Below are 23,651 nucleotides of genomic sequence, written 5' to 3' on the forward strand. Positions count from 1 at the left end.
TGAGTGTTAGTAGAAGTAAATTATCTTTTTCTAATATATTTACCATATTCAATACTTTTTAGCTCAATTATTTTGTGTAAAGAATAAGATATTAGAAAAATTGTTATATATGTAAATGCAATTTTCACAAAGTTATTTAAGTGAGGCAAACTTGTTCCCGGATTATAGAAATTCAGCAAGTCATTTAGATAAGGTTGATGAATTAAATATACACTGTAACTGATAAGTCCGATATGAGATAACAACTTGAATATTCTTTTATTGACGGCGAATTTGTCTACAAAATTACCATACAAAATCACCTCCATTAACGCTAAGCAAGATAGTGTTGCTGGGATAAGAATAAAAGAACTTGTAAAATGGAATAATTTAAAGACAAAGAATAGAATATAAAATAGCGAAAACCATATAAACGGTTTTTTAAAAACTCTTTTGTTCTGATAATATCTGTCAGCTAAAAATGCTCCTGTTGCCCACGTGAACCAAAAATTTAAAACAAAAGTGCCAAATGATAATGTATGTATATTGTATAGATTTGCTATAATACAAAACAAAATTGTAGTCAGCAATAATAGAATTGTTGTTTTTTTTGAACCAAGATAGTTTATTAAAACAATATAAATTGGATATATTAAGTATAATTGTACCTCAAGGGCGATACTCCAAAAGCTAGGATTTAATGAAAAAAAAGTCTTGTCGCTTAAATTATGGATTAAAAATACGTGAGAGAAAAAATCAATTAGTCCTGATTGAGACAAATCGATACTTTTGATAAAGAAAAATAATAAAACTATGAAATAAGGTGGGTATATTCGCCAAAATCGTTTACTAAAAAAGGCATTCCATTTAAATTCATTTTGAGTTTGTAAGTAAATAAAATGAATTAAAAATCCACTTATTACTAAAAATAATTCGACTCCTATCCAACCTTGTCCGATTGGATTAAAATTAAGAAAAGCAGTTTTTGTATTATTAATTATAAGAATTCCATCGTCTGAGTAAGTTTTGGCTTCATAATTTGGATATAGGCATAATAAAGTATGATATGATAATACTAATAAGATGGCAAGACCTCTTATTGCATCAACTCTATCAAGATATTTTTTCGTCATTTATTTGATTTTTATTATTTCTACTAACGTTCTGGTGTTATAGCGAGTTTGACATTAAACTAAGTGATTCTTCGGATTGGTTATTTCATTCTAAATAGAACCATTTTCCCTTAAGTTAATTGCCCAAATTGCTTGTAGTGAGCGTTAGCCGTTGTTTTAATTTTCTTGTTCTGTTTTTAATTCAGTTTTTTTTTTAACTTTTTCAAAGTAATGATTGGCTTAAATAATACTTTTTCACAAGCGTAACAATTTTTAATTCTGTATTGTTCAAAATCACCAAACTTTGTTTTATAAAATTTGTATCCACTTTTTTCAATTTCAAATTCCGCATAACAGTATCCAATTGGCAAATCTAGTGGAGTATGAAACCAATCTATTCTTGATTTTTCATAAAACTTAAAGTTTCCATTTGTGTCAGTTTTAACACTTTCAGTTCTTAAATCTCTTGATTCATTCGAGCCAATCTTCTCATTTATATAATATTCTTTTTCAATTCTGTAAACAGTTGCATTTATAACAGGATTATTACTTTCGTCCATTACCTTTCCTTCAACATTTGCCTCATAGATTACTTTCTGGGGATGAATGAAAATTCCAATTATTAAAATTAGAAAGATTAAAAAGAAAATTTTGGTTGATTTTTTCATTTTTCTTGCCGTTCTGGTAAAATAAAAGCTTACTGGTATATATTTCTAACGATTTTAGACTTATCCACATCTAAATTACGTCGTCATATCTGAAAAATGTAGATCTTTATTTGTATTCAAAAATAGAATTTTTATCTCATAAACTATCAAAAGCACTTTTATTTATTGAATACTATTAGTGCTAGCATGAGTGTGAATTTTGTTGGTCTTGATATATAGATGAATTGGTGGTAACACAACTCCAACCAATAATTATTATTAGCCTCATATAACAAAATTAGCCATCATTCAAAATCTTTAAATCGTGTAATAAGTGGTATGAATTCTCTGCCGTAATGGTCACTATAAAAAAGCGCAAGTCTTATTCTTAAGGCTTGCGCTTTTTTATTCTGCAATTGTCCAATATCTATAAGACAATTTTATGGATAAAGAAATAACTGTTTAATTACTTCTCGGTTTTCTTCTTATAATTCTTAATCAGTACAAAAACCGAAAATAAAAAGACAACAATATAAATAACCGCCAAAGCTGGTTTCTCAAATTTTAGCGTTTCAAAGTCGAATTGTTTAAATAATACTACGCCTAAAATGATTGCGATAGTCGAAAAAGTAAATCGTAATGCGCTTTTATTTTCCATATTTATGTTTGATTATGATTAGTAATTCTTTTCTGGTTATAAAGCTAATATAATGAAATATTTTAATTCCGATTTCATATTTTAGCAAAGTAGAGGGCAACAAGTTCTTCTATCCCAAATCAAATTTAAAATATGTTTGTTTTCTTCTTTATCGGGATTTTGATTGCTTTAGTATTGATGGTAATTGTATTCAGAATTATTGAACCCATTTATCTGTTGATGTTCAATAAGCCATTATTTTTATTTTGGTACCCAATTTTAAAACAAATTGATCCGAGAGATAAGACCATTTTAGGGCGTGAATTTCCGTATTATTTTAATTTATCGGATAAAAAGAAAAGATATTTTGAACATCGGGTAGGGAGTTTTATTGATCATTACAATTTTGAAGGAAAAGAAATTGAAGTCACTCAGGAGATGAAATTAATCATTGCCGGAACTTATGTAATGTTGACTTTCGGAATGCGAAATTACCTGCTTGAACTATTTGAAAATATTATAATTTACCCAAAAGCTTATTATTCGACAATTAATCAGGCGTATCACAAAGGGGAATATAATCCACGAATGAAAGCGGTTGTTTTTTCATGGGAAGATTTTCAGAGCGGACACAAAACACAGGATAATATTAATCTTGGATTACATGAATTTACGCATGTCCTTCATTTTTATTCCAGAAAAAGCTCAGATCCTGGAGCTGTGATTTTCTATGATGAATTTACCGAAATCGAAAAGTATTTTGATGACGAATATTTAACGAATAAGCTTAAAGAAAGAAATTATTTTAGAGATTACGCTTATACCAATAAATTTGAGTTTTTGGCTGTAATTTTAGAGCATTTTTTTGAAACGCCTGAAATTTTTAAAAAAGAATTTCCAGAGTTGTTTGAGCGTGTCAAACTAATGATCAATTATAACGAATTGTAGAGGCTGATTATTCTTCCAATATTTTTTCGGTATCTACAGCATTGTTTTCCTGATATAATTTTTGGCCAATTTTTCCCGTATCACCAAGGGCGCGACCTTTTATCAGCCAGGCAAATCCAAAGGCAAAAAGAGCAATAGTTTCGAAAACCAAAGTGGAATATGTAAACAACTTAAATTTTTCTGAAATGGGCACCAGAATTAATGAAGCCAAAATGATATAGCCGCAAAATTTATAAATGTTATTTTCATTTAAGATGCTTTTTGGAGTTCTGGTTTCGTCTGTCTGACCAATCGTAAAAACATTAATAGCGAGTAAAGCCAATATTAAAAAGAAAACTCCGGCAAAGCTATAATGAAGCCATCCCAGCCAAATTTTTGTTGACGGAATAAAGGTGTATATTTTTTGTGAAAAATCAGCTGGATTTGTGGGAACTAAGGCCACACCGATTGCCATGATTCCGGCAATATTGGTTAGCAAATTATCATTTTTCCAGACAGAAGTATTTCCGTGGCCTTTGTACCGAATTAAAAACAAACCGACAGCAGATAAAGTTCCAGTAAAAATTTCTCTTAGATTAGTATAATAATAATCGCTGATCGAAGGCTGAATCTGAGTCTGAAAAAAAGAAATTAGAGAAAAACCAACTAAAAGAATAGGCAGACTTATTCCTAAATACCCAATCGCACGTCTGATTCTTCGATAAGTAAAAATATCAAAGCTTTCAATTTTAACTTCTTTGTTATTTATCTTCATAACGATTTCATTTATGCAATGATAAAGTTATGAGAATATTTTGTAACTATTTGAAAATTAGTATTTGGTGTTGTTTTTATTTCTTCGAAAAAATATTCTCTACAACCCAAGCCGGGCCAATTAATAAAAACTGAAGATCTTTTAAGAAAGAAGGTTTTTTGCCTTCAATATTGTGTCCGTAAAATTGCCCAATCCAAGCGATTACAAAAACACCAATGGAGAACATCCACAAAGGCACAAACTGACTGATATAATAATTTGCAATTAAACAAATTCCAGAAAAAATGGCAATTTTAACCGCCATTGCAATCGATAATCGAATGTAAAAGACAAGAACAAAAAGTAAAACTACAAAAGCCCAGTTTTCAATAATTGGCGCATTCAGTTTTAAAGTATTAGCGATAATTCCGCTCGGAATACTCATTAATAAACCAACAATCGAAAAGAAAATTGCGGGAACGCAAATGTAATGTATCGCCTTGTTTTTAGGGTTTTGATGACTTACGGCATATTCAGCAAACCATTGATCTAATGTTCTCATTTTTTGTGGTTTTAATAGTTAGGTTACTGTAAATCTAATGAAAAATCTTTTTAGTTATTACGGAATAAAATTTCTCCCGCAGATTATGCCGATTTATTTTTTTAGATTTTTTGAGCCACATTATATTCAAAAACATTATCCCAAAGTTCATCAATCGTGACAAGTGCTTCTTTAACTGGAATAACGTGCCATTTTCCATTATTTTCAATGCCAAGACCAATGCTTTTTAATTTTAATAAAGCATCATTGACATCAAAATCCAAATCGGTTTTTAATTGGATTTTAAACCAGGATTCGATTTTAGAATCGAGTTCTTCTGCACTTAATTGCTTGTCACTTTTATGTAAAAATGAATAAGCCAAAATCGTTTCTTTCATTACTTCTTCTTCAGACGAATTCAAAAGCGAATAAAATGCGCCACTGTTATTTCCGAGATTCTTGAAATACAAACTATCAGAAAGCATTTTAGAATATCGGATTTTTTTGTTTATGAAATTATTGTATTGGCGGAAACAATAGGCAGACAAAATTCCTAAAGCAATTAATCCCTGATTTAGTGAGGTTTTGCTGTTTAATAAGTCAATAGTTTCGCCCGTTTCATAGGCATTATACATGTTTATTAAAGCCGGAATAACTTTAGCACTTAATAACGAAATTCCACCAAAAATCCCCGGAACCCAAAGTAGCATTTTGTCTTTGACAGACATTTTCGGAATTGCATTTGGGAAAATCGTTTCAAGATCGTTTTTCGGAACACGCTTAAAGATTTTCAGTGCAATTGAACCCGGATCAATTGGCATTTTGCCTAATTTGACTTTCTTTTTATTTAGAAAATCTTCATCGCTGTAGTTTAAATAAACTAAAACACGATCATAATATTCAATTTCGATTTCTTTTTTCCAGAAAAAATATTTTTTGACTTTTTCTTTTGCTTTATGATGTCCGCGCGCGTAGAGTTCAAAATCTTTGAAAGCATTAAAATCAATAGAAAGATTTAACCCGATCAAATCCGAATCGTTGAAAGCCTCATCTAATGCTTTTTGGTCGATTCTGTAGTAATTTCCACGTTCTAAAACAGTAAGAAGTGTTTCTTTGAAAACAGAAAAGTCACTTTTACCAATAAATTGTTTGCGTTCTTTTTTGCTCAAATCGGGATCAAATAAAGCGTAATTCTGCTTTAAATTCCTGTTCAGATTAAAAGATTCGTAATGATAGTAATGCTCAATTATATCAAACAATTTCTTAAAGTCAGCTATTTTTTCCTGATCTTCAGAGAAAGCATTCATTTGCTGCTCTAATAAGAATTCTTTGTTGAACGGAATATAATGTTCTAGGATCATGTCGATTTTTGGGCTTTTATGCGTGGCGTTTAAAGAACGCAAAAATACTGCCTGAAATTCGATTTCGAAAAAGTTTTTTTGGTTAGTAACAGTATTTTAACTTCAAATTTTAAGTTTTACTGATTTCGCAGAAATTCTAAAAATAAAAAAGTGAGATTTCGAAATCGGTTCCAGCGATTTCAAATCCCACTTTGTTTCAAAAAAAAGTGACAAAATTTACCCCCACCTTCCTTGCGGAAAATGTATTTTAATTCTTATAGCATTAAAAATTATTCATCACAATTTTAACAATAAATAAAATAATGGCTATAGGTATTTATACCTGTTTTAGTGAATGTATGCGAATTATTAGTCTGTAAATAGATTTTGCCTTCAGATCCAAATAAAAAAATAAATTCCGTTGCATTAGCTTCGGGATTTGGTCTTAAATAACCATTGATTTCTATCTTTAAATTAGAAAATAGAATTCTTAAAAGGAAATTATGTATTTGGAGGATAAAATGGCTGTTTATAGTAGAAAGGAAGAGTAATCGTGTTTTATAGCTAAAAATATACTGAATATTGTTTTCTGTTCAAAATCAATTTCTTCATAATAAAAAGTAGGAGAATTTACTTAAATAAAAATTTCAATTCTGAAAGTTTTTATTTAACTTTAAATTACTCAAATCTAGATGGTTATGGTAGTGGAAGTTTTTAAAACAAATGTTCAGAAAGAGGCAGATAAAAATTATGTTATTGCTGTTATTCAGACTCAGTTTCCAGATTACAAAATCAATTTTGATCTCGAAGACTGTGATAAGATATTAAGGGTTGAAGGTGTTGATCTTGAATGTGATAATATAATTGATTATGTACATTGTTTGGGGTATACTTGTGTGAGGTTGGAATAGAATGTATAGAATAGAAAAGCTTGGGTTCCTTCTAGGTATTATTTTTTACATTTGTGTCCTATGAAAAAAGCATTCCAACTCTTCGATTTTACTCAAAAAGTCAATTACAAAAATGAAATTTTAGCCGGTTTAACTGTCGCCATGACCATGATTCCAGAATCGTTGTCGTTTGCAATTTTGGCTGGATTTCCGCCTTTAGTAGGTTTGTATGCGGCGTTTATTGCGGGATTGGTAACGGCAATTTTTGGCGGAAGACCCGGAATGATTTCGGGTGGGGCGGGAGCAACTGTAATTGTTTTAATTGCCTTAATGAAATCGCATGGAATCGAATATGTTTTTGCTGCTGTCGCATTTGGCGGCATAGTTCAAATTTCTATTGGGCTTTTTAAACTTGGAAAATTTATTCGGTTAGTGCCACAACCTGTGATGTTTGGTTTTGTAAACGGTCTGGCAGTAGTGATCTTTATGTCACAACTGGAACAGTTTAAAACTATTGTCAACGGTCAGGTTTCCTGGCTTCAGGGAACACCTCTTTATATTATGCTAGGATTGGTTGCGCTGACGATTGCTATTGTTTTGATTTTTCCTAAAATTACAAAAACGGTTCCAGCTTCTTTGGTAGCCATTATGGTGGTTTTTGCATTGGTGATTGTTTTTAATATAGAAACCAAAACGGTTGAAGATATTGCCTCAGTTCAAGGTGGATTTCCTCCTTTTCATATTCCTAATATTCCGCTTTCTTTTGAAACTTTTAAAATCATATTTCCGTATTCGGTTATTGTTGCTGCGGTTGGTTTGACGGAAGGTTTATTGACGCTTAATTTAGTCGACGAAATCACCGGAACCCGAGGAAACAGTAATCGTGAATGTATTGCACAAGGAAGTTCGAACATCTTAAACGGTTTTTTCTACGGAATGGGAGGTTGTCCAATGATTGCGCAAACTTTGGTAAATCTTGGCGCAGGTTCACGTGCACGACTTTCGGGAATTATTGCTGCGCTGACTATTTTGATTATTATACTTTTTGGCGCGCCAGTAATTGGGAAATTGCCAATGGCAGCTTTAGTTGGCGTAATGATGATGGTAGCTATTACCACTTTTGAATGGGCAAGTTTCAGAATTATCAACAAAATGCCAAGACACGATATTTTTGTGGGGATTCTGGTTGCTGTAATCACAATTGTATTGCACAATCTCGCCTTAGCTGTCTTGATTGGCGTAATTATTTCAGCTTTGGTTTTTGCCTGGGAAAGCGCTAAAAGAATCCGTGCCAGAAATTATATTGATGACAAGGGAATAAAACATTACGAGATTTATGGCCCGTTATTTTTCGGATCGATAACTGCTTTTATGGAAAAATTTGATATTCAAAATGATCCAAATCATGTGATTATTGATTTTAAGGAGAGTCGGGTTTCAGATATGTCGGCAATAGAGGCTTTAAATAATCTGACCAAAAAATACAGTCAAGAAAATAAAATAGTTGAGTTAAAACATTTAAGCGAAGACTGCAGACAATTATTAAAAAATGCCGATGCTGTTATTAAAGTAAATATAATTGAAGATCCTACTTATAAAGTGGTTTCTTAATAATTGTGAATTGATTTATCAATTGCAATGTTCAGTAAAGACGCACTGCAATGTATCTTTAAATAGTCATAGTGTTAATCATTACCTTATTTTCTAATTGATGAATTATCTGATTAACTAAAGATTGATTTTTGTAACTTTACAAAATGAAACTAACAGAAACTTTAGAGGATTTTTACACTGTAAAAATACAAGGAATGCCCGAAAATCTTAAAAAGGAAATCGGTCATTTTAATGTTTTTAAATTGGATGATTATATTGGTAGTACATGTAATCCTTTGCCTTATACCAGGAAAGACTTTTATAAAATAAGTTTGATTATCGGGAAAAACAAAGTGCATTATGCCGATAAAGTCGTAACGATAGAGGATCAAGCTTTGTTCTTTGCAAATCCTCAGATTCCGTATAGTTGGGAACATATTGATGAAAGTCAAACTGGATTTTTCTGCATTTTTACAGATGCTTTTTTTAATCAGTTTGGGAATTTAAAAGAATATCCTTTATTTCAACCCGGCGGTAATCCGGTTGTTCCGATTTCTGCAGAATTAGCAGAATCCTTAAAGACAGTCTATTTAAAAATGTTAGAAGAAATCAACTCAGATTACGCTTTTAAATATGATGTATTGCGAAATTTGGTTTTCGAAATTATTCATCTTGCACTAAAAACGCAGACTGTAACGGCTTCATTATACAGTAAATCAAATGCTACGATTCGAATTTCTTCCTTATTTTTGGAATTGTTAGAACGCCAGTTTCCAATTGAATCGATTACGCAGCAAATTAATTTTCGTTCTCCCTCAGAATATGCAAATCAATTAAATGTGCATGTGAATCATTTAAATAAAGCATTAAAAGAAACGACAGGAAAAACGACTTCCCAGATTATTTCTGAAAGAATTGTTCAGGAAGCAATGATTTTGCTAAAACAAACCAATTGGAATATTAATGAAATTGCCTGGTGCTTGGGTTTCGAAGAGTTGTCTCATTTTATCAATTTTTTCAAGAAAAATGTTCAGGTTTCACCTAAAAACTATCGTTTAGCGGAAATTGTTTGATTTTTGCAACTTCTTGCTTGATTAGTTTAATTTTTCAGAAGTGATTCGCCAATACCTTTGTCCTGTATTTAAACGTAAAAAATTAAAATCATGGAAAATAACAAAGTTTGGTTTATCACAGGTGCATCAAAAGGCATCGGATTAGAATTAGCAAAAAAAATATTAGCAGAAGGTCATAAAGTAGCAGCAACATCAAGAAGTGAAGAGGCTTTAATAAAAGCTTTAGGGAATCCATCTGAAAATTTTCTACCTCTTGAAATGGATTTACTTAATGAAAAAAGCGTTAAAAATGCTATTGAAGTAACTATAAGCCATTTTAAAACAATTGATGTTTTAGTAAACAACGCCGGTTACGGTTTATTAGGAGCATTGGAAGAATTAACTGATGCGGAATCAAGAAAAAATTATGAGGTGAATGTTTTCGGATTGTTGAATGTAATCAGAAACACCATGCCTTATATGCGTGCTGCAAGATCTGGACACATTTTTAATATTTCTTCTGTTGGAGGTTATTATGGAGAATTTCCAGGCTGGGGAATTTACTGCTCAACGAAATTTGCAGTTGCCGGTTTAACAGAATCTTTAGCCGCCGAAGTAAAATCATTTGGAGTTCATGCGACAATCGTTTATCCGGGTTATTTTAGAACGGATTTCTTAAAAGATAGTTCTTTATTATTGCCTCAAAACCCAATTGCAGATTATATAGAAGTAAGACAATCTGAAAATGCACACAAGGATGATATCAATCAAAATCAGCCTGGAGATCCTGTAAAATTGGCTGAAGCTTTAATCAAAGTAAGTCAAGATCAAAACCCGCCTTTGCATTTATTTTTAGGTGAAGATGCCTATAATATGGCCAATCAAAAAATAATGAGTGTTCAAGGCGAATTGGAAAAATGGAAATCAGTTTCTGTTTCGACTGGATTTTAATGGGATAATTTGTCAATTAGAAAATGAGATAATTTATTTTATCCAATTATTGAAACAGAAAAAGGCTTCAGCCAGACTTATAGTTCGGTTGAAGCCTTTTCTTATTGATCTAATATATTCCTCCAGATAAATCTAGAGGTAACTCAATTTATTTGATTATTCAAATCATCTCATTTTCTAATTGACAAATTATCTAATTAACCAGCATTGACTTTACATCACTAAGTTTCCCATCAATTTCACCAACTTGTAATCCTAAAATATTTGCTATTAACGGATAAACCGAAACATTCTGGAATGTTTTTACTTTCTTGTTTACTTTAAAAGCTGGGCCTTTTGCATAAAAAATAGCATGCATATCTTTTTCATTGTTGTCATAACCATGAGTTCCGCCTTTTATGTTTTGAGACTCTTTGCTTACCAAACTCCAACCTTTGTCAGCTTCAATCACGAAATCATGTACGCGAGGATTGGTTCCGTAATGCAGTCTTTTTGGAACTTCAGTTGATTTCCAAAAATGAATATGAGGGACTTTTTTTAACGCATTTGCAATCGAATCCTGAAATCCAGCTTTTGCTTGTAAACTCATAATTGGATTAATTACGTCTTTGTAACCCAACCATTCTGATTTTACATAATCTAAAACGGCTACTTTTTTATCATTACTTATATCGGCCATTCCATGGTCAGAGACAATAATCAAATTGATTTGTTTTCCTATTGGCAATTGATCCAGTTTTCGGGATATTTCTCCCATAATTGAATCCATTTTAATGACCATTTTTTTATTTTCTGGCGAAAGCGGACCAAAATTATGTCCCGTATGATCTGGCTCGTCAAAATATAAAGTAATCAAATGCGGACGCTGCTTTTCTGGAAGCTGAAGCCATTTTAAAACTGTATCTATTCTGGTTTCGTATGGGATTTTATTGTCGTATTTTTTATAAATACTTGGATTTCTATTGTCAATATCAGAACCTGGCCAAAAGAATGAAGCCGTTCTTACGCCTTGTTGTTCCGCTAAATTCCAAATCGGATTTCCGCCATAAAATCTTGAATCATTTTTTGCATCAGATGATAATGAAAATGATTCATTCAAAGCTGAGTCATAAAAAACATTATTAATAATTCCGTGATGATCCGGATAAAGTCCGGTTACGATTGAATAATGATTTGGGAAAGTTTTGCTTGGATAAGATGGTTTCATTGATTTGGCATGAACGCCTTCTTTTTCAATTTGCTTCAGATTTGGAAGGCTAAATTGTTTTTGATAATCCCAGCGAAATCCATCCATAGAAACTAAAACGACGTAATTGTCTTTGTTGTTTTGGGCTTGTAAAGAGATTGAAAGTATAAAGAAAAATAAAGAAAGGAATAGAGTGAAATGTTTTTTCATTTTAAAATTTATTAACGTTGTAAATTTACTGATAAACGTTTTTTAAAAGAAAATGAGAATGTTAAACTACTGTATTTTTAATGTAATACAGATTAATTATAAAAAAAGCCGAATAGAATTTTCTATTCGGCTTTTAAATTTTAAGAAGTTAAGAACGATTACATCATTCCTGGCATTCCGCCACCCATTGGCATTCCGCCAGCGCTTTCTTCTTTAATATCAATTAATGCACATTCTGTAGTAAGGATCATTCCAGAAACAGATGCAGCATTTTCTAATGCAACACGAGTTACTTTTTTAGGATCGATAATTCCAGCTTTAAGCATGTCTACATATTCATCAGTTTTTGCATTGTATCCAAAATCGCCAGAACCTTCAGCAACTTTTGCCACAACAACAGAACCTTCAAGACCAGCGTTTTCAACGATAGTTCTTAATGGAGCTTCAACAGCGCGAGAAACAATTTGGATTCCTGTTGCTTCGTCAGCATTGTCAGCTTTTAAGTCAGCTAAAGCAAGTTTAGCTCTTAATAAAGCAACACCACCACCGGCAACGATTCCTTCTTCTACAGCTGCACGAGTTGCGTGTAAAGCATCATCAACTCTGTCTTTTTTCTCTTTCATTTCAACTTCAGAAGCAGCACCAACATAAAGAACAGCAACACCACCAGCTAATTTAGCTAAACGCTCTTGCAATTTTTCTTTATCATAATCAGATGTAGTAGTTTCCATCTGACCTTTAATTTGGTTTACTCTATTTTTGATGATATCAGCTTCACCAGCACCACTTACGATAGTTGTATTGTCTTTGTCAATAGAAACTCTTTTTGCGTTTCCTAACATTTCGATAGTTGTATTTTCAAGCGTATAACCTCTTTCTTCAGAAATTACAGTTCCACCAGTTAAGATTGCTATATCTTCTAACATTGCTTTTCTTCTGTCACCAAAACCTGGCGCTTTTACAGCAGCAATTTTAAGAGCACCTCTTAATTTGTTTACTACTAATGTAGAAAGCGCTTCACCGTCAACATCTTCCGCGATAATCAACAATGGTTTTCCTGATTGAGCAACTGGCTCTAAAACTGGAAGTAATTCTTTTAAAGAAGATACTTTTTTGTCGTATAATAAGATGTATGGAGAGTCTAATTCAACTTCCATTTTCTCTGGATTTGTTACGAAGTAAGGAGAAAGATATCCTCTGTCAAACTGCATTCCTTCAACAACATCCACGAAAGTGTCAGTTCCTTTAGCTTCTTCAACAGTGATAACACCTTCTTTTCCAACTTTAGCGAAAGCTGTAGCGATTAATTCACCAATAACTTCGTCATTGTTAGCAGAAATAGAAGCAATTTGCTGAATTTTGTCAGAATCACTTCCAACCACTTTAGCTTGTTTTGCCAAGTCAGCAACAATAGTTTCAACAGCTTTGTCAATACCACGTTTCAAGTCCATTGGATTTGCACCCGCAGCAACGTTTTTAAGACCTTCTTTTACGATAGCCTGAGCTAAAACTGTAGCAGTTGTAGTTCCGTCACCCGCTAAATCATTGGTTTTAGAAGCAACTTCTTTTACCATTTGCGCGCCCATATTTTCTAATGGGTCTTTTAATTCGATTTCTTTTGCAACAGAAACACCATCTTTAGTAACAGTTGGTCCACCAAATGATTTTCCGATGATTACGTTACGACCTTTTGGTCCAAGTGTTACTTTTACAGCATTTGCTAATGCATCAACACCACGTTTTAAACCGTCACGTGCTTCAATATCAAATTTTATATCTTTTGCCATTTTAATTTTGTTTAAAGTTTGAGTTGTTTCAAGTTAATGAAGTTCTTAATTCTTAATAGTCCTTAACTTAATACAATATGTTTTTTTTAGATAATTGCAAGGATATCATCCTCACGCATAATCAAATAATCAGTTCCTTCTAATTTTAATTCTGTTCCAGCATATTTGCCATAAAGAACAGTATCGCCAACTTTTACAGTCATAGTATGATCTTTAGATCCGTTTCCTACTGCAACTACAGTTCCTTTTTGTGGTTTTTCTTTGGCAGTATCTGGAATAAAAATACCTGAGGCAGTTTTAGTTTCAGCTGCAACAGGCTCAATAAGTACGCGGTCTGAAAGGGGTTTAATGTTTAATGCCATGATTTTATATTATTATAAGTTATTACGTTTTTTAATGTTCTATGAACTTTCAGAAATTATGCCATGCTATAAAAACTGACATTATTTCTTAAAAAAAATGCCAGCTTTGACAGGCTGGCATTTTAATTTATATCAAAATTATTATTTTGCTGGTGCTGCTGGTGCAGGAGTTCCTTGAGTAGGAGCTGCTGGCGTAGTTGCAGGAGCTTCTGTTTTTTCAATAATCTTAGATCCTGTGTCGTTTAATGATCCTGTAAAGCTTAAGCTTGAAAGTAAAATTAAAACAATCAAAACAGTAGCTAATGTCCAAGTACTTTTATCTAAAAAGTCAGTTGTTTTTTGTACACCGCCTAACATTTGTGTTCCGCTGATAGTAGAAGATAATCCGCCTCCTTTAGGGTTTTGTACCATAATTACGACGATCAATAGAAAACAAACTATTGTGATTAAAACTAAAAAAATTGAAAATGTGCTCATTACTTAATTATTGTTATTGTTATTTTGTTGTAAAATCTTTATATCCGATATGCGGTCTGCAAAGAAAGTAATTTTTTCTGGATATTTCAAAATTAATATTTCATATGCTTGAATTGCTTTTGTATATTTTTTTTGTTCCAAATATACTCGGGCTAAAGTCTCTGTCATTAGATAAGAACTCTCGTCTTTATTGATGTCGAGCTGAGCCGCTGCTGTTATTGCAGTTTGCTTTATTGGAGAAATTTTTGGGTTTGCTTCAATAAAACGGTCGATTATTTCGGCTTTTTTCTTTTTTTCGTCTTCTATTTTTTCTTCTGTAGCGACTGTTCCTAATGTTTGTTCTGCTTTTTCAATCGCATTTTCTGTTAGATTTTCTTCCATTGGCGCGTCTATGGTTCTGTCAATAGGTTCTGTTCTAGCTAATTGTAGCCATTCCTGAAATGAATGTTTTTCATTTCCTGAAAAATCCAATGGTTTTCCGATCTCTAAATTCTCTTCTGCAGTTTTTACTGCTTCTGAAATTTCAATTTTTATTGGATCTGGAAGTGTTTCGGTTTCTTCAGCTTCGATTACCGTTTTTGGTATTTCGATTTTTTCTGGTTCTGCAATAGTTATTGTCTCTTCGGGAATCAATATTGTTTCCGGAATTTCAATTGCTTCGGGATTTTCTGAAGTTATAGTTTCTTCCGTAATAATTATTGTTTCTGGAATTTCAATCGAAACGGATTCCTCCGGTGTTTTTACTTCTTCAAAAATTACATTCTCTGCTTCTTTAATAGCATTGAATACTGATTTTTCAATCGGATCAATATGTATATTCGGAATTTCATCTTCTAATCTGTCTTCCAGAAAAGTTCGGCTTGGTTCCTTAATAATAGGTGTTTCTTCTTTAATAGAAAGTTCAACTGCTGGTTCTTGGAATTCAGATTGAATTATTTCTTCTTCAAAAACAGGTTCAATTGGTTTTTCTTCCGTTTTGACTGGTTCTTCAAAAGTTACAGTTGTCGCTTCTTTAATAGAATCCAAAATTGATTTTTCAATAGGGTCTATTCTAACTTCAGCAATTTTCTTTTTTTCTTCGGCCGAGATAATTTCAACGTCAAAAACCGTAATATTCAAAAGGTCTCTCAGTTTTCTATTATAATACGCGCCCTGAATAGGAGTAAACTCTTCTGAAGTAATAAAATCAAACAAAACCGAACGATCTGTAGTATGTGCTGCTGTTACTTTTAAAGCATAATTATACTTAAAGCTGTTTTGTTTGTAAAGACCTTTTAATCGCAATGCGCGTGCACTTTGAAAATACGGAAATTCATTCAAAACACTACCTAATGTTTCGGCCTGTTTTTCTGTAACGGTATCAGGTTTGTTTATTAAGTATGTATAATCGGTTACGTTCATTTTTACTGTTTAATCGTTTTTTATTGTTTAATCGTTTATTCGTTTAACTGTTAAATCGATTAAATGGTTAAACGATTCAACAATTCAACATTACTACCATTTGGCCAATGACTCATTGAAAATATCCTGAGTGATTCTTTCAAAAATAGTTTGAATTGCATTGTTTAAAACAGTTCCTGTTGGTAAATCTGTTCCTGCAAAGTCATTATAAAATTCAAATTGTTTCTCGAAATCATCCTTTTCGTTTTTCTTGTTTGTAAAACGAACATTTACACGAATTGTTAAACGGTTTTGTGCAGCTCCTACGCTACCATCTGCTGCAACAGCTGTTGCTGTCATCGGACTTATTCTGTAATCTACTATTTCTCCTTCATATACTAAATCGCCACTGTTGCTTACTAAATTCAGGTTGGTTTGATTCATAATCAAATCTTGTAATGCCAATGTGAATTGTCGGTCGATTCCAGGTTCAATTAAATCGGCATTATTTTGGAAAAAATTTACTTGAAACGTTTTGGCGTCAATTGGCCCAGTTCCTGTAAAGTTGTAAACATTGCATCCGCTTAATAAGAACAGACTTAAAAATGCAAATAGAGAATATATTTTTTTCATAATGATTATTAGAAAAGTCCAATGTTATAAAATCCAAATTCCAATTGTGTCCAAATATAGGTAATTGGATTTTGGAATTTGAAATTGTAATTTAATTATTTTATAAGTCGAATTGTTTGATTTTTCGATATAAGGTTCTTTCAGAAATTCCCAATTCATCGGCAGCAGCTTTACGTTTTCCTTTGTTTTTTTCTAATGATTTTTTGATCATTTCGATTTCCTTTTGTTCCAAACGTAAAATTTCTTCCTCTTCGATTGTTTCAGCAAATAAATAATTATCATCCTGCATTTGATAATTGTCTTCACGGCTTGCAGGCGTCATAACTGCTGTTCTTGGTTCTTCTTCAAAATCAATTTCGCTGTCGTTTTCTTGATTCCCGTATATTTTCTGAATTAAATTTGGATTGATGTCCTGTACTTTTGAAGAACCATTTTTCATTAGTTCCAGTGTCAGTTTTTTCAAATCATTAAGATCGCTTTTCATATCAAAAAGTACCTTATATAATATGTCTCTTTCTGTACTGAAATCACTTTCTTTTTTACTGTCACTAATTACAGAAGGCAAGTTGCTTCCTTCAGCAGGTAAATACGATTGCAAAGTTGCAAGGCTAATATCGCGATTGGTTTCTAAAACAGAAATTTGTTCTGCAACATTTCGAAGCTGGCGAATATTTCCGCTCCATCTGAATTTTTGCAAAAGCTGAACTGCATCGTCATCTAGTCTTAAAGGCGGCATTTTGTATTTATGAGCAAAATCGGCAACAAATTTTCTGAATAATAAATGGATGTCGTCATTTCGTTCACGCAAAGGAGGTAATGTAATTTCTACTGTTGTTAAACGATAATATAAATCTTCACGGAATTTTCCTTTTTCGATTGCATTAAATAAATTCACGTTTGTTGCAGCAACAATTCTGACATTCGTTTTTTGAACCTGAGATGAACCTACTTTTATGAATTCGCCATTTTCCAAAACACGAAGTAATCTTACCTGAGTTGTCAATGGCAATTCACCAACTTCGTCAAGAAAAATTGTTCCACCGTCAGCTACTTCAAAATAACCTTCACGTGTACTTGTTGCACCAGTAAAAGCTCCTTTTTCGTGACCGAAAAGTTCACTGTCAATAGTTCCTTCCGGAATTGCGCCACAGTTTACGGCAATATATTTTCCATGCTTTCTATGTGAAAGCGAATGTATAATTCTAGGAATATTTTCTTTACCAACACCACTTTCCCCAGTCACCATAACCGAAATATCAGTTGGAGCAACCTGAATGGCTTTTTCGATAGCACGATTTAATTTTGGATCATTTCCAATAATCTCAAATCGTTGTTTTATTGCTTGAACTGTTTCCATATCGATTTTGTTTCAAGTTTTTAATTGTTTCAGGTTTCAGGTTTTTCAACTTTGACCCTAAACTTTAAAATTTGGCTTATAATTTTGTTCCAAGTTTGAAGTTACAGAAATAACCTGAAACTTGAAACCTGAAACTTCAAACAATTTTAATTCATTTCGCTCAATCCAACCGCTTCACCTTTTAAGGTTCCAGAAGTACAGCTTGTGATTTTTACGTTTACGAAATCTCCAATTTTGTAATTCTCTTTCGGGAAAACTACCGTTATACTCTGAGAGTTTCTTCCTGAAAATTCGTCTTTAGATTTTTTAGAAACTTTTTCTACTAAAACTTCAACTGTTTTTCCAACAAATTCTTCACTTCTAAACCAAGCATGTTTTTGTTGTAAATCGACAATTTCCTGCAATCTTCTTGCTTTGGTTTCTTCTTCAACATCATCTTTCATTTTTCTTCCGGCCAAAGTTCCAGGACGTTCAGAATACGAATACATATAACCGAAATTATATTTCACATATTCCATTAAGCTCATAGTATCTTGGTGGTCTGCTTCAGTTTCTGTTGGGAAACCTGCAATCATATCTTGCGAAATCGAAGCATCCGGAACAATTGCTCTGATTTTATCAATCAAAGCCATATATTCTTCACGAGAGTGCAGACGATTCATTTCTTTCAAAATTCGGTTACTTCCAGACTGAACTGGCAAGTGAATGTGTTTACAGATATTTGGATATTTTGCGATAACATGCAAAATACTTTCGTGCATATCCTGAGGATTTGAAGTTGAGAATCTGATTCGCATTTTTGGGAAACCAACCGCAACCATTTCCAGCAATTGATCAAAATCAACAGCTGTTGCTTTTTGCATTTCAGAAGCGTTTACGAAATCTTTCTTCAATCCGCCGCCGTACCAAAGATAGCTATCAACGTTTTGACCTAAAAGTGTAATTTCTTTAAAACCTTTCTCCCAAAGATCTTTGATTTCATTCATGATACTTTGAGGTTCACGACTACGCTCACGTCCGCGTGTAAAAGGAACAACGCAAAACGTACACATATTATCGCAACCACGAGTTATAGAAACCAAAGCGGTAATTCCGTTGCTCATTAAACGAACTGGCGAAATATCTCCGTAAGTTTCTTCTTTGGATAAAATTACATTAATAGCGTCGCGTCCTTCTTCAACTTCGGCTAATAAATTCGGAAGGTCTTTATAAGCATCAGGACCAACAACAAGGTCGACTATTTTTTCTTCTTCCAAAAACTGACTTTTCAAACGTTCAGCCATACAACCCAAAACGCCTACTTTCATTTTAGGATTCGTACGTTTTACCGCATTATATTTTTCTAGACGTTTACGAATCGTTTGTTCGGCCTTATCTCTAATTGAACAAGTATTTACCAAAACCAAATCAGCTTCTTCTAAAACAGAAGTAGTGTTATATCCTCCGTCAGATAAAATGGAAGCTACAACTTCACTGTCCGAAAAATTCATCGCACATCCGTAGCTTTCTATAAATAGTTTTTTAGTATTCTCAGGTTTATTTTCTAAAACAAGACTTTCGCCCTGTTTGCTTTCTTCAATAATCTTTTCCATTGTAAAAATTCAAAGTGCAAAGATAGGTTAATTGAGATTAATATGACAAGATGGCAGGGAAAGAATTAACAATGTTTTAAAAAATTTATATTGCAGATTTTAGATTGTAGATTATAGGTATTTTTTCAATTGATATGTATTGGAGAAAAGTTTAAATACGGTGGTGACAAATCTAAAATCTAAAATCTGTAATCTAAAATAAAGGAATTTCTCGGTCATAATCATTTAAAATTTATACCTATATATATAATAGGTAGGATTACAGATAAATCTGCAATTTTGAGAAACATAATATTAAAATAACTCAAAAATGCACCGATAAGGTTAATATTTAAAAAAAATAGATACTTTTGTTGCAGAAAATAAGAGCAATGGCAAAGAATTTAGTTATAGTGGAGTCACCTGCAAAGGCGAAAACGATCGAGAAATTTCTCGGAAGCGATTTTCAGGTGGAGTCAAGTTATGGTCACATAGCCGACTTACCATCAAAGGAAATAGGAGTAGATGTAGAGAATGGTTTTAAACCTAAATATGAAGTTTCTCCGGATAAAAAAGCCTTGGTAAGTAAACTTAAAACACTATCTAAGAATGCTGAAACGGTTTGGTTAGCATCCGATGAGGACCGCGAGGGAGAGGCTATTTCATGGCACTTGGCGGAAGAATTAAAATTGGATACAAAAAAAACTAAACGAATTGTTTTTCACGAGATTACAAAATCTGCGATACTTAAAGCAATTGATAATCCAAGAGAAATCGATTATAATTTAGTAAATGCTCAGCAAGCACGTCGTGTTTTAGACCGTTTAGTGGGTTATGAATTATCTCCGGTTTTATGGAGAAAAATCAAAGGCGGACTATCTGCCGGACGTGTACAATCAGTTTCAGTTCGTTTAATTGTAGAGAGAGAACGTGAAATCCAAAGTTTTAATGCAGTTGCAACTTACTCTATTGTTGCAGAATTTGTAAATGAAGCTGGAAAAGCTTTCAAAGCAAAACTTCCAAAAAACTTCAATACTAAAAAAGAAGCCGAAGATTTTTTAAATAAAAACATCGGTTCTAAATATAAGGTAGCTGATTTAGAAACTAAACCTACCAAAAAATCGCCAACAGCACCTTTTACAACGTCTACGTTACAACAGGAAGCAGCAAGAAAATTATACTTGCCAGTTGGAATCACAATGCAGTTAGCACAGCGTTTATACGAAGCCGGACTTATTACTTATATGAGAACGGACTCGGTGAATCTTTCAAAAGATGCAATGGATGCTGCTGAAGCTGAAATTATAAAATCTTACGGAAAAGAATTCTCAAAACCGAGAACTTTTGCAAACAAAAGCAAAGGAGCACAAGAAGCGCACGAAGCAATTCGTCCTACTGATATGTCGCGTCATAGTGTAAATATCGATCGTGATCAGGCTCGTTTGTATGATTTGATCTGGAAAAGAACTTTGGCTTCGCAAATGAGCGACGCGCAGTTAGAAAGAACAAACGTAAAAATTGAAGCCGATAATCACAATGAAGTTTTTACAGCTTCTGGTGAAGTGTTGCTTTTTGAAGGTTTCTTAAAAGTTTACTTGGAAGGACATGATGATGATGAGGAAGAACAAGAAGGAATGCTTCCTGCTTTAAAAGTAAACGAAAAATTGGCTAACAACTATATTACAGCCACAGAACGATATTCAAGACCGCCGGCACGTTATACTGAGGCTTCTTTAGTTAAAAAACTAGAAGAACTTGGAATTGGACGTCCTTCTACTTATGCACCAACCATTTCAACAATCATCAACAGAAATTATGTTGAAAAAGGAACTTTGGAAGGTCAGGAGCGTAATTATACACAGCTTACTTTGCAAAACAGTAAAGTAGGAGAGAAGGTTTTAAAAGAAAACACAGGTTCTGATAAAGGAAAATTAGTTCCGACAGATATAGGAACAATTGTTACTGATTTCTTAGTTAAAAACTTCGGAAACATTCTTGATTACAATTTTACTGCAAAAGTAGAGCAGGATTTTGACGAAATTGCCGAAGGAAATATTGACTGGGCAAAAATGATGCAGGATTTCTACAATCAGTTTCATCCAAATGTAAAAGAAGTTGAGGCAAATGCGGAACGCGAAAGCGGTGAAAGAATTCTTGGTAAAGATGCTGACGGAAGACAAGTTTCTGTTCGTTTAGGAAAATTTGGGCCGATGGCTCAAATTGGAGAAGCAGACGACGAAGATAAAAAGTTTGCCAGCTTAATGGCAGATCAAAATATTGGAAACATTACACTTGAAGAAGCTTTAAATTTATTTTTGCTTCCTAAAAGTTTAGGTGATTATAAAGGAGAAGAAGTTGAAGTAAGTAATGGACGTTATGGTCCTTATGTTCGTCACGGAAGTGTCTTTATTTCGTTGCCAAGAGGAGAGGATCCTTTAGGTGTTTCTAAAGAAAGAGCTCAGGAATTAATTGATGAGAAAGCACTAGCTGATGCGCCAATTGCTGTATATAAAGGAGAAGCAGTTCAAAAAGGTGTAGGACGTTTTGGTCCGTTCATCAAATGGAATGGCCTTTTTGTAAATGTGAGCAAAAAATACAATTTTGATAATTTATCTCAGGCTGATGTTGAGGAATTGATTGAAGATAAATTGCAGAAGAACATTGATAAAGTGCTTCACAATTGGGAAGAAGAAGGAATTTTGGTTGAAAAAGCACGCTGGGGCCGATCTGTTATTACAAAAGGTAAAATCAAAATCGAACTAAGTAAAGATGTTGATGCCACAAAATTGACATTGGCTCAGGTTCAGGAAATGATTGCAGCAAAAACTCCGGCTAAAAAAGCTACGGCAAAAAAAACAACAACAGCAAAGAAAGCTCCGGCTAAAAAAGCAGCAGCTAAAAAGAAATAATTTAAGTACAATAAATGGAATTTGATTTTCTAGAACCAGTTAACGACGGAATTGTAAATTTTATCAATTCGTTGTCTTCTCAAGAATTGGGTAGTAAAATAGTTTTGCATACCCACGATCAATTTCCTGATTTAAGTAAAATAAATATTGCCATTATTGGTGTTTTAGAGGACAGACGAAACATTAATATGGTAAATGAAGTTAATCTGACTGCAATTCGTAAGAAGCTTTATGGTATGTTTCCTGGTAATTGGGACGCATCTATTGCAGATCTAGGTGATATTCTGGCTGGAGATTCAGTTGATGATACTTATTTTGCACTTAAAAAAGTTGTAGCTTCTTTAATTAAAAATAAAATCATTCCTATAGTCCTAGGAGGTTCTCAGGATTTAACATATGCTTTGTATCGCGCTTATGACGATTTGGAGCAAATGGTAAATTTGGTTTCGGTAGACAACCGATTTGATTTTGGTAAAGAAAATGAATCAGTTTCGGCTAATTCCTATTTGACCAAAATCATTATAGATGAACCAAATAACCTGTTTAATTATTGTAATATAGGATATCAAACCTATTATAATTCTCAGGAAGAAATTGATTTGATCGAAAAACTATTTTTTGATGCTTACCGATTAGGAGAAATTTCAACTAATATTGCATTGGCGGAACCTGTTTTTAGAGATGCAGATTTGGTTAGTATTGATTTGAGTTCTGTAAAGTCTTCAGAATCAGGAAATTTAGTTTCATTTGAACCAAATGGTTTTAATGGAAAGGAGATTTGTTCTTTAGCAAGATATTCAGGAATCAGTGATAAAGTTTCCGCATTCGGAATTTTTAATCATAATAGTACGGTGCATGAAGCTGTATTAATAGCACAAATAGTTTGGTATTTTATTGAGGGGTATCACTATCGTTCAAAAGAATATCCATTTGGAAGCCGAACAAATTATTTGAAATATATTGTTCCTTTAGAAGAAGAGGAGCTTATTTTTTACAAAAGTGATAAAACAGATCGTTGGTGGATCGAAATTCCATTTGTTTCAAATGGTAGCAATAAATTGAAAAGAAATACGTTATTACCGTGTTCATACGACGAATATTTATGCGCCTGCAATCAAGAATTGCCAGAAAGATGGTGGAAAGCACAGCGAAAAAATGCTTTGTAGAAGAAAATTTCAATTAAAATCTTAATTTTTTAAAATTTTAAAAAATTATTTAAGAAATATTAATAAGAAGTAGATTACATATTATAAAATTTGATGTTTTTGGTCGATTTTTTACGTTAGTTTATCGATGAAATATTTTTTTTTTATTTTATTTAACATTATTTTTGAACGGTAAAATAAAATTCGCAAG

21 protein-coding genes are annotated in these 23,651 nt (G+C 32.8%); 7 read left to right on the forward strand and 14 right to left on the reverse strand.

The genetic code is table 11. The features are described 5' to 3' along the window. Nucleotides 1-20: 20 nt before the first annotated feature. From FN795_RS10460 to FN795_RS10470, 3 genes are all read right to left on the reverse strand, one after another. The gene (locus FN795_RS10460; RefSeq protein WP_142450538.1) at nt 21-1,112 is read right to left on the reverse strand and encodes an acyltransferase family protein; all 1,092 of its coding nucleotides are present in this window, start codon (nt 1,110-1,112) and stop codon (nt 21-23) included. A gap of 176 nt (nt 1,113-1,288) precedes the next feature. Then, on the reverse strand, nt 1,289-1,759 hold the full coding sequence (locus FN795_RS10465; protein ID WP_142450539.1) for a carboxypeptidase regulatory-like domain-containing protein: 471 nt from the start codon (nt 1,757-1,759) through the stop codon (nt 1,289-1,291). Nucleotides 1,760-2,204: 445 nt separating this feature from the next. Then, entirely contained in the window at nt 2,205-2,396 is a 192-nt protein-coding gene (locus FN795_RS10470) for a hypothetical protein (RefSeq protein ID WP_142450540.1), read from the reverse strand. Between the two features lie 132 nt (nt 2,397-2,528). Here FN795_RS10470 and FN795_RS10475 point away from each other — a divergent pair, with 132 nt between their 5' ends. Next, nucleotides 2,529-3,323, forward strand: coding sequence for a zinc-dependent peptidase (locus FN795_RS10475; RefSeq protein ID WP_142450541.1), 795 nt, complete (start codon nt 2,529-2,531; stop codon nt 3,321-3,323). 7 nt (nt 3,324-3,330) lie between these two features. On the opposite strand, the gene FN795_RS10480 is transcribed toward FN795_RS10475, so the two are convergent. From FN795_RS10480 to FN795_RS10490, 3 genes are all read right to left on the reverse strand, one after another. Further along, a complete protein-coding gene (locus FN795_RS10480; RefSeq protein WP_142450542.1) occupies nt 3,331-4,077 on the reverse strand; it encodes a DUF998 domain-containing protein in 747 nt (248 codons plus the stop codon). A 76-nt stretch (nt 4,078-4,153) separates the two neighbouring features. Continuing rightward, complete coding sequence (locus tag FN795_RS10485; protein ID WP_142450543.1) at nt 4,154-4,618, reverse strand: Mpo1 family 2-hydroxy fatty acid dioxygenase; 465 nt, start codon at nt 4,616-4,618, stop codon at nt 4,154-4,156. A gap of 101 nt (nt 4,619-4,719) precedes the next feature. Next, nucleotides 4,720-5,958 (reverse strand): DUF3754 domain-containing protein, encoded by a 1,239-nt coding sequence (locus FN795_RS10490; protein ID WP_142450544.1) that lies wholly within the window; start codon nt 5,956-5,958, stop codon nt 4,720-4,722. A 677-nt stretch (nt 5,959-6,635) separates the two neighbouring features. Between FN795_RS10490 and FN795_RS10495 the strand changes: the two genes are divergently transcribed. The 4 genes from FN795_RS10495 (at nt 6,636) to FN795_RS10510 (ending at nt 10,423) form a co-directional block, all read left to right on the forward strand. Continuing rightward, nucleotides 6,636-6,848 (forward strand): hypothetical protein, encoded by a 213-nt coding sequence (locus tag FN795_RS10495; RefSeq protein ID WP_142450545.1) that lies wholly within the window; start codon nt 6,636-6,638, stop codon nt 6,846-6,848. Nucleotides 6,849-6,908: 60 nt separating this feature from the next. Then, nucleotides 6,909-8,438 (forward strand): SulP family inorganic anion transporter, encoded by a 1,530-nt coding sequence (locus tag FN795_RS10500; RefSeq protein WP_142450546.1) that lies wholly within the window; start codon nt 6,909-6,911, stop codon nt 8,436-8,438. A 146-nt stretch (nt 8,439-8,584) separates the two neighbouring features. Beyond that, the gene (locus FN795_RS10505) at nt 8,585-9,493 is read left to right on the forward strand and encodes a helix-turn-helix domain-containing protein (protein WP_142450547.1); all 909 of its coding nucleotides are present in this window, start codon (nt 8,585-8,587) and stop codon (nt 9,491-9,493) included. A 90-nt stretch (nt 9,494-9,583) separates the two neighbouring features. After that, a complete protein-coding gene (locus tag FN795_RS10510; RefSeq protein WP_142450548.1) occupies nt 9,584-10,423 on the forward strand; it encodes an oxidoreductase in 840 nt (279 codons plus the stop codon). A 193-nt stretch (nt 10,424-10,616) separates the two neighbouring features. Here FN795_RS10510 and FN795_RS10515 read toward each other — a convergent pair whose 3' ends face one another. The 8 genes from FN795_RS10515 to miaB form a co-directional block, all read right to left on the reverse strand. After that, nucleotides 10,617-11,819: an alkaline phosphatase family protein gene (locus FN795_RS10515; protein ID WP_142450549.1), complete on the reverse strand. Its 1,203-nt coding sequence runs from the start codon at nt 11,817-11,819 to the stop codon at nt 10,617-10,619. Nucleotides 11,820-11,977: 158 nt separating this feature from the next. Further along, on the reverse strand, nt 11,978-13,606 hold the full coding sequence (gene groL / locus FN795_RS10520) for a chaperonin GroEL (protein WP_035651793.1): 1,629 nt from the start codon (nt 13,604-13,606) through the stop codon (nt 11,978-11,980). Between the two features lie 86 nt (nt 13,607-13,692). Next, the gene (locus tag FN795_RS10525) at nt 13,693-13,968 is read right to left on the reverse strand and encodes a co-chaperone GroES (RefSeq protein ID WP_012023920.1); all 276 of its coding nucleotides are present in this window, start codon (nt 13,966-13,968) and stop codon (nt 13,693-13,695) included. A gap of 141 nt (nt 13,969-14,109) precedes the next feature. Next, nucleotides 14,110-14,445, reverse strand: coding sequence for a preprotein translocase subunit SecG (gene secG, locus FN795_RS10530; protein WP_142450550.1), 336 nt, complete (start codon nt 14,443-14,445; stop codon nt 14,110-14,112). Between the two features lie 3 nt (nt 14,446-14,448). Next, complete coding sequence (locus FN795_RS10535) at nt 14,449-15,846, reverse strand: tetratricopeptide repeat protein (protein ID WP_142450551.1); 1,398 nt, start codon at nt 15,844-15,846, stop codon at nt 14,449-14,451. A gap of 93 nt (nt 15,847-15,939) precedes the next feature. Then, a complete protein-coding gene (locus tag FN795_RS10540; RefSeq protein ID WP_142450552.1) occupies nt 15,940-16,458 on the reverse strand; it encodes an LptE family protein in 519 nt (172 codons plus the stop codon). Nucleotides 16,459-16,558: 100 nt separating this feature from the next. After that, a complete protein-coding gene (locus tag FN795_RS10545; RefSeq protein WP_035651801.1) occupies nt 16,559-17,815 on the reverse strand; it encodes a sigma-54 interaction domain-containing protein in 1,257 nt (418 codons plus the stop codon). A gap of 146 nt (nt 17,816-17,961) precedes the next feature. Next, a complete protein-coding gene (miaB, locus tag FN795_RS10550; protein ID WP_142450553.1) occupies nt 17,962-19,407 on the reverse strand; it encodes a tRNA (N6-isopentenyl adenosine(37)-C2)-methylthiotransferase MiaB in 1,446 nt (481 codons plus the stop codon). 371 nt (nt 19,408-19,778) lie between these two features. Here miaB and topA point away from each other — a divergent pair, with 371 nt between their 5' ends. Continuing rightward, nucleotides 19,779-22,295, forward strand: a complete 2,517-nt coding sequence (topA, locus tag FN795_RS10555; RefSeq protein WP_142450554.1) for a type I DNA topoisomerase — start codon at nt 19,779-19,781, stop codon at nt 22,293-22,295. 14 nt (nt 22,296-22,309) lie between these two features. Further along, nucleotides 22,310-23,461 carry a formimidoylglutamase gene (locus FN795_RS10560; protein ID WP_142450555.1) on the forward strand — a complete coding sequence of 384 codons (1,152 nt, stop codon included), beginning with the start codon at nt 22,310-22,312 and terminating at the stop codon, nt 23,459-23,461. Nucleotides 23,462-23,651 lie beyond the last annotated feature (190 nt).

It is taken from the genome of Flavobacterium resistens, from assembly GCF_900182645.1.
GTDB lineage: Bacteria > Bacteroidota > Bacteroidia > Flavobacteriales > Flavobacteriaceae > Flavobacterium > Flavobacterium resistens.

Coding starts and splice junctions, on each gene's coding strand:
- FN795_RS10540 (WP_142450552.1), bottom strand. CDS start 16,458: ATGAAAAAAATATATTCTCTATTTGCATTTTTAAGTCTGTTCTTATTA.
- FN795_RS10500 (WP_142450546.1), top strand. CDS start 6,909: ATGAAAAAAGCATTCCAACTCTTCGATTTTACTCAAAAAGTCAATTAC.
- FN795_RS10480 (WP_142450542.1), bottom strand. CDS start 4,077: ATGAAGATAAATAACAAAGAAGTTAAAATTGAAAGCTTTGATATTTTT.
- FN795_RS10545 (WP_035651801.1), bottom strand. CDS start 17,815: ATGGAAACAGTTCAAGCAATAAAACAACGATTTGAGATTATTGGAAAT.
- FN795_RS10475 (WP_142450541.1), top strand. CDS start 2,529: ATGTTTGTTTTCTTCTTTATCGGGATTTTGATTGCTTTAGTATTGATG.
- FN795_RS10515 (WP_142450549.1), bottom strand. CDS start 11,819: ATGAAAAAACATTTCACTCTATTCCTTTCTTTATTTTTCTTTATACTT.
- FN795_RS10470 (WP_142450540.1), bottom strand. CDS start 2,396: ATGGAAAATAAAAGCGCATTACGATTTACTTTTTCGACTATCGCAATC.
- FN795_RS10465 (WP_142450539.1), bottom strand. CDS start 1,759: ATGAAAAAATCAACCAAAATTTTCTTTTTAATCTTTCTAATTTTAATA.
- miaB (WP_142450553.1), bottom strand. CDS start 19,407: ATGGAAAAGATTATTGAAGAAAGCAAACAGGGCGAAAGTCTTGTTTTA.
- FN795_RS10510 (WP_142450548.1), top strand. CDS start 9,584: ATGGAAAATAACAAAGTTTGGTTTATCACAGGTGCATCAAAAGGCATC.
- FN795_RS10495 (WP_142450545.1), top strand. CDS start 6,636: ATGGTAGTGGAAGTTTTTAAAACAAATGTTCAGAAAGAGGCAGATAAA.
- FN795_RS10490 (WP_142450544.1), bottom strand. CDS start 5,958: ATGATCCTAGAACATTATATTCCGTTCAACAAAGAATTCTTATTAGAG.
- groL (WP_035651793.1), bottom strand. CDS start 13,606: ATGGCAAAAGATATAAAATTTGATATTGAAGCACGTGACGGTTTAAAA.
- secG (WP_142450550.1), bottom strand. CDS start 14,445: ATGAGCACATTTTCAATTTTTTTAGTTTTAATCACAATAGTTTGTTTT.
- FN795_RS10485 (WP_142450543.1), bottom strand. CDS start 4,618: ATGAGAACATTAGATCAATGGTTTGCTGAATATGCCGTAAGTCATCAA.
- FN795_RS10460 (WP_142450538.1), bottom strand. CDS start 1,112: ATGACGAAAAAATATCTTGATAGAGTTGATGCAATAAGAGGTCTTGCC.
- FN795_RS10505 (WP_142450547.1), top strand. CDS start 8,585: ATGAAACTAACAGAAACTTTAGAGGATTTTTACACTGTAAAAATACAA.
- FN795_RS10525 (WP_012023920.1), bottom strand. CDS start 13,968: ATGGCATTAAACATTAAACCCCTTTCAGACCGCGTACTTATTGAGCCT.
- FN795_RS10560 (WP_142450555.1), top strand. CDS start 22,310: ATGGAATTTGATTTTCTAGAACCAGTTAACGACGGAATTGTAAATTTT.
- topA (WP_142450554.1), top strand. CDS start 19,779: ATGGCAAAGAATTTAGTTATAGTGGAGTCACCTGCAAAGGCGAAAACG.
- FN795_RS10535 (WP_142450551.1), bottom strand. CDS start 15,846: ATGAACGTAACCGATTATACATACTTAATAAACAAACCTGATACCGTT.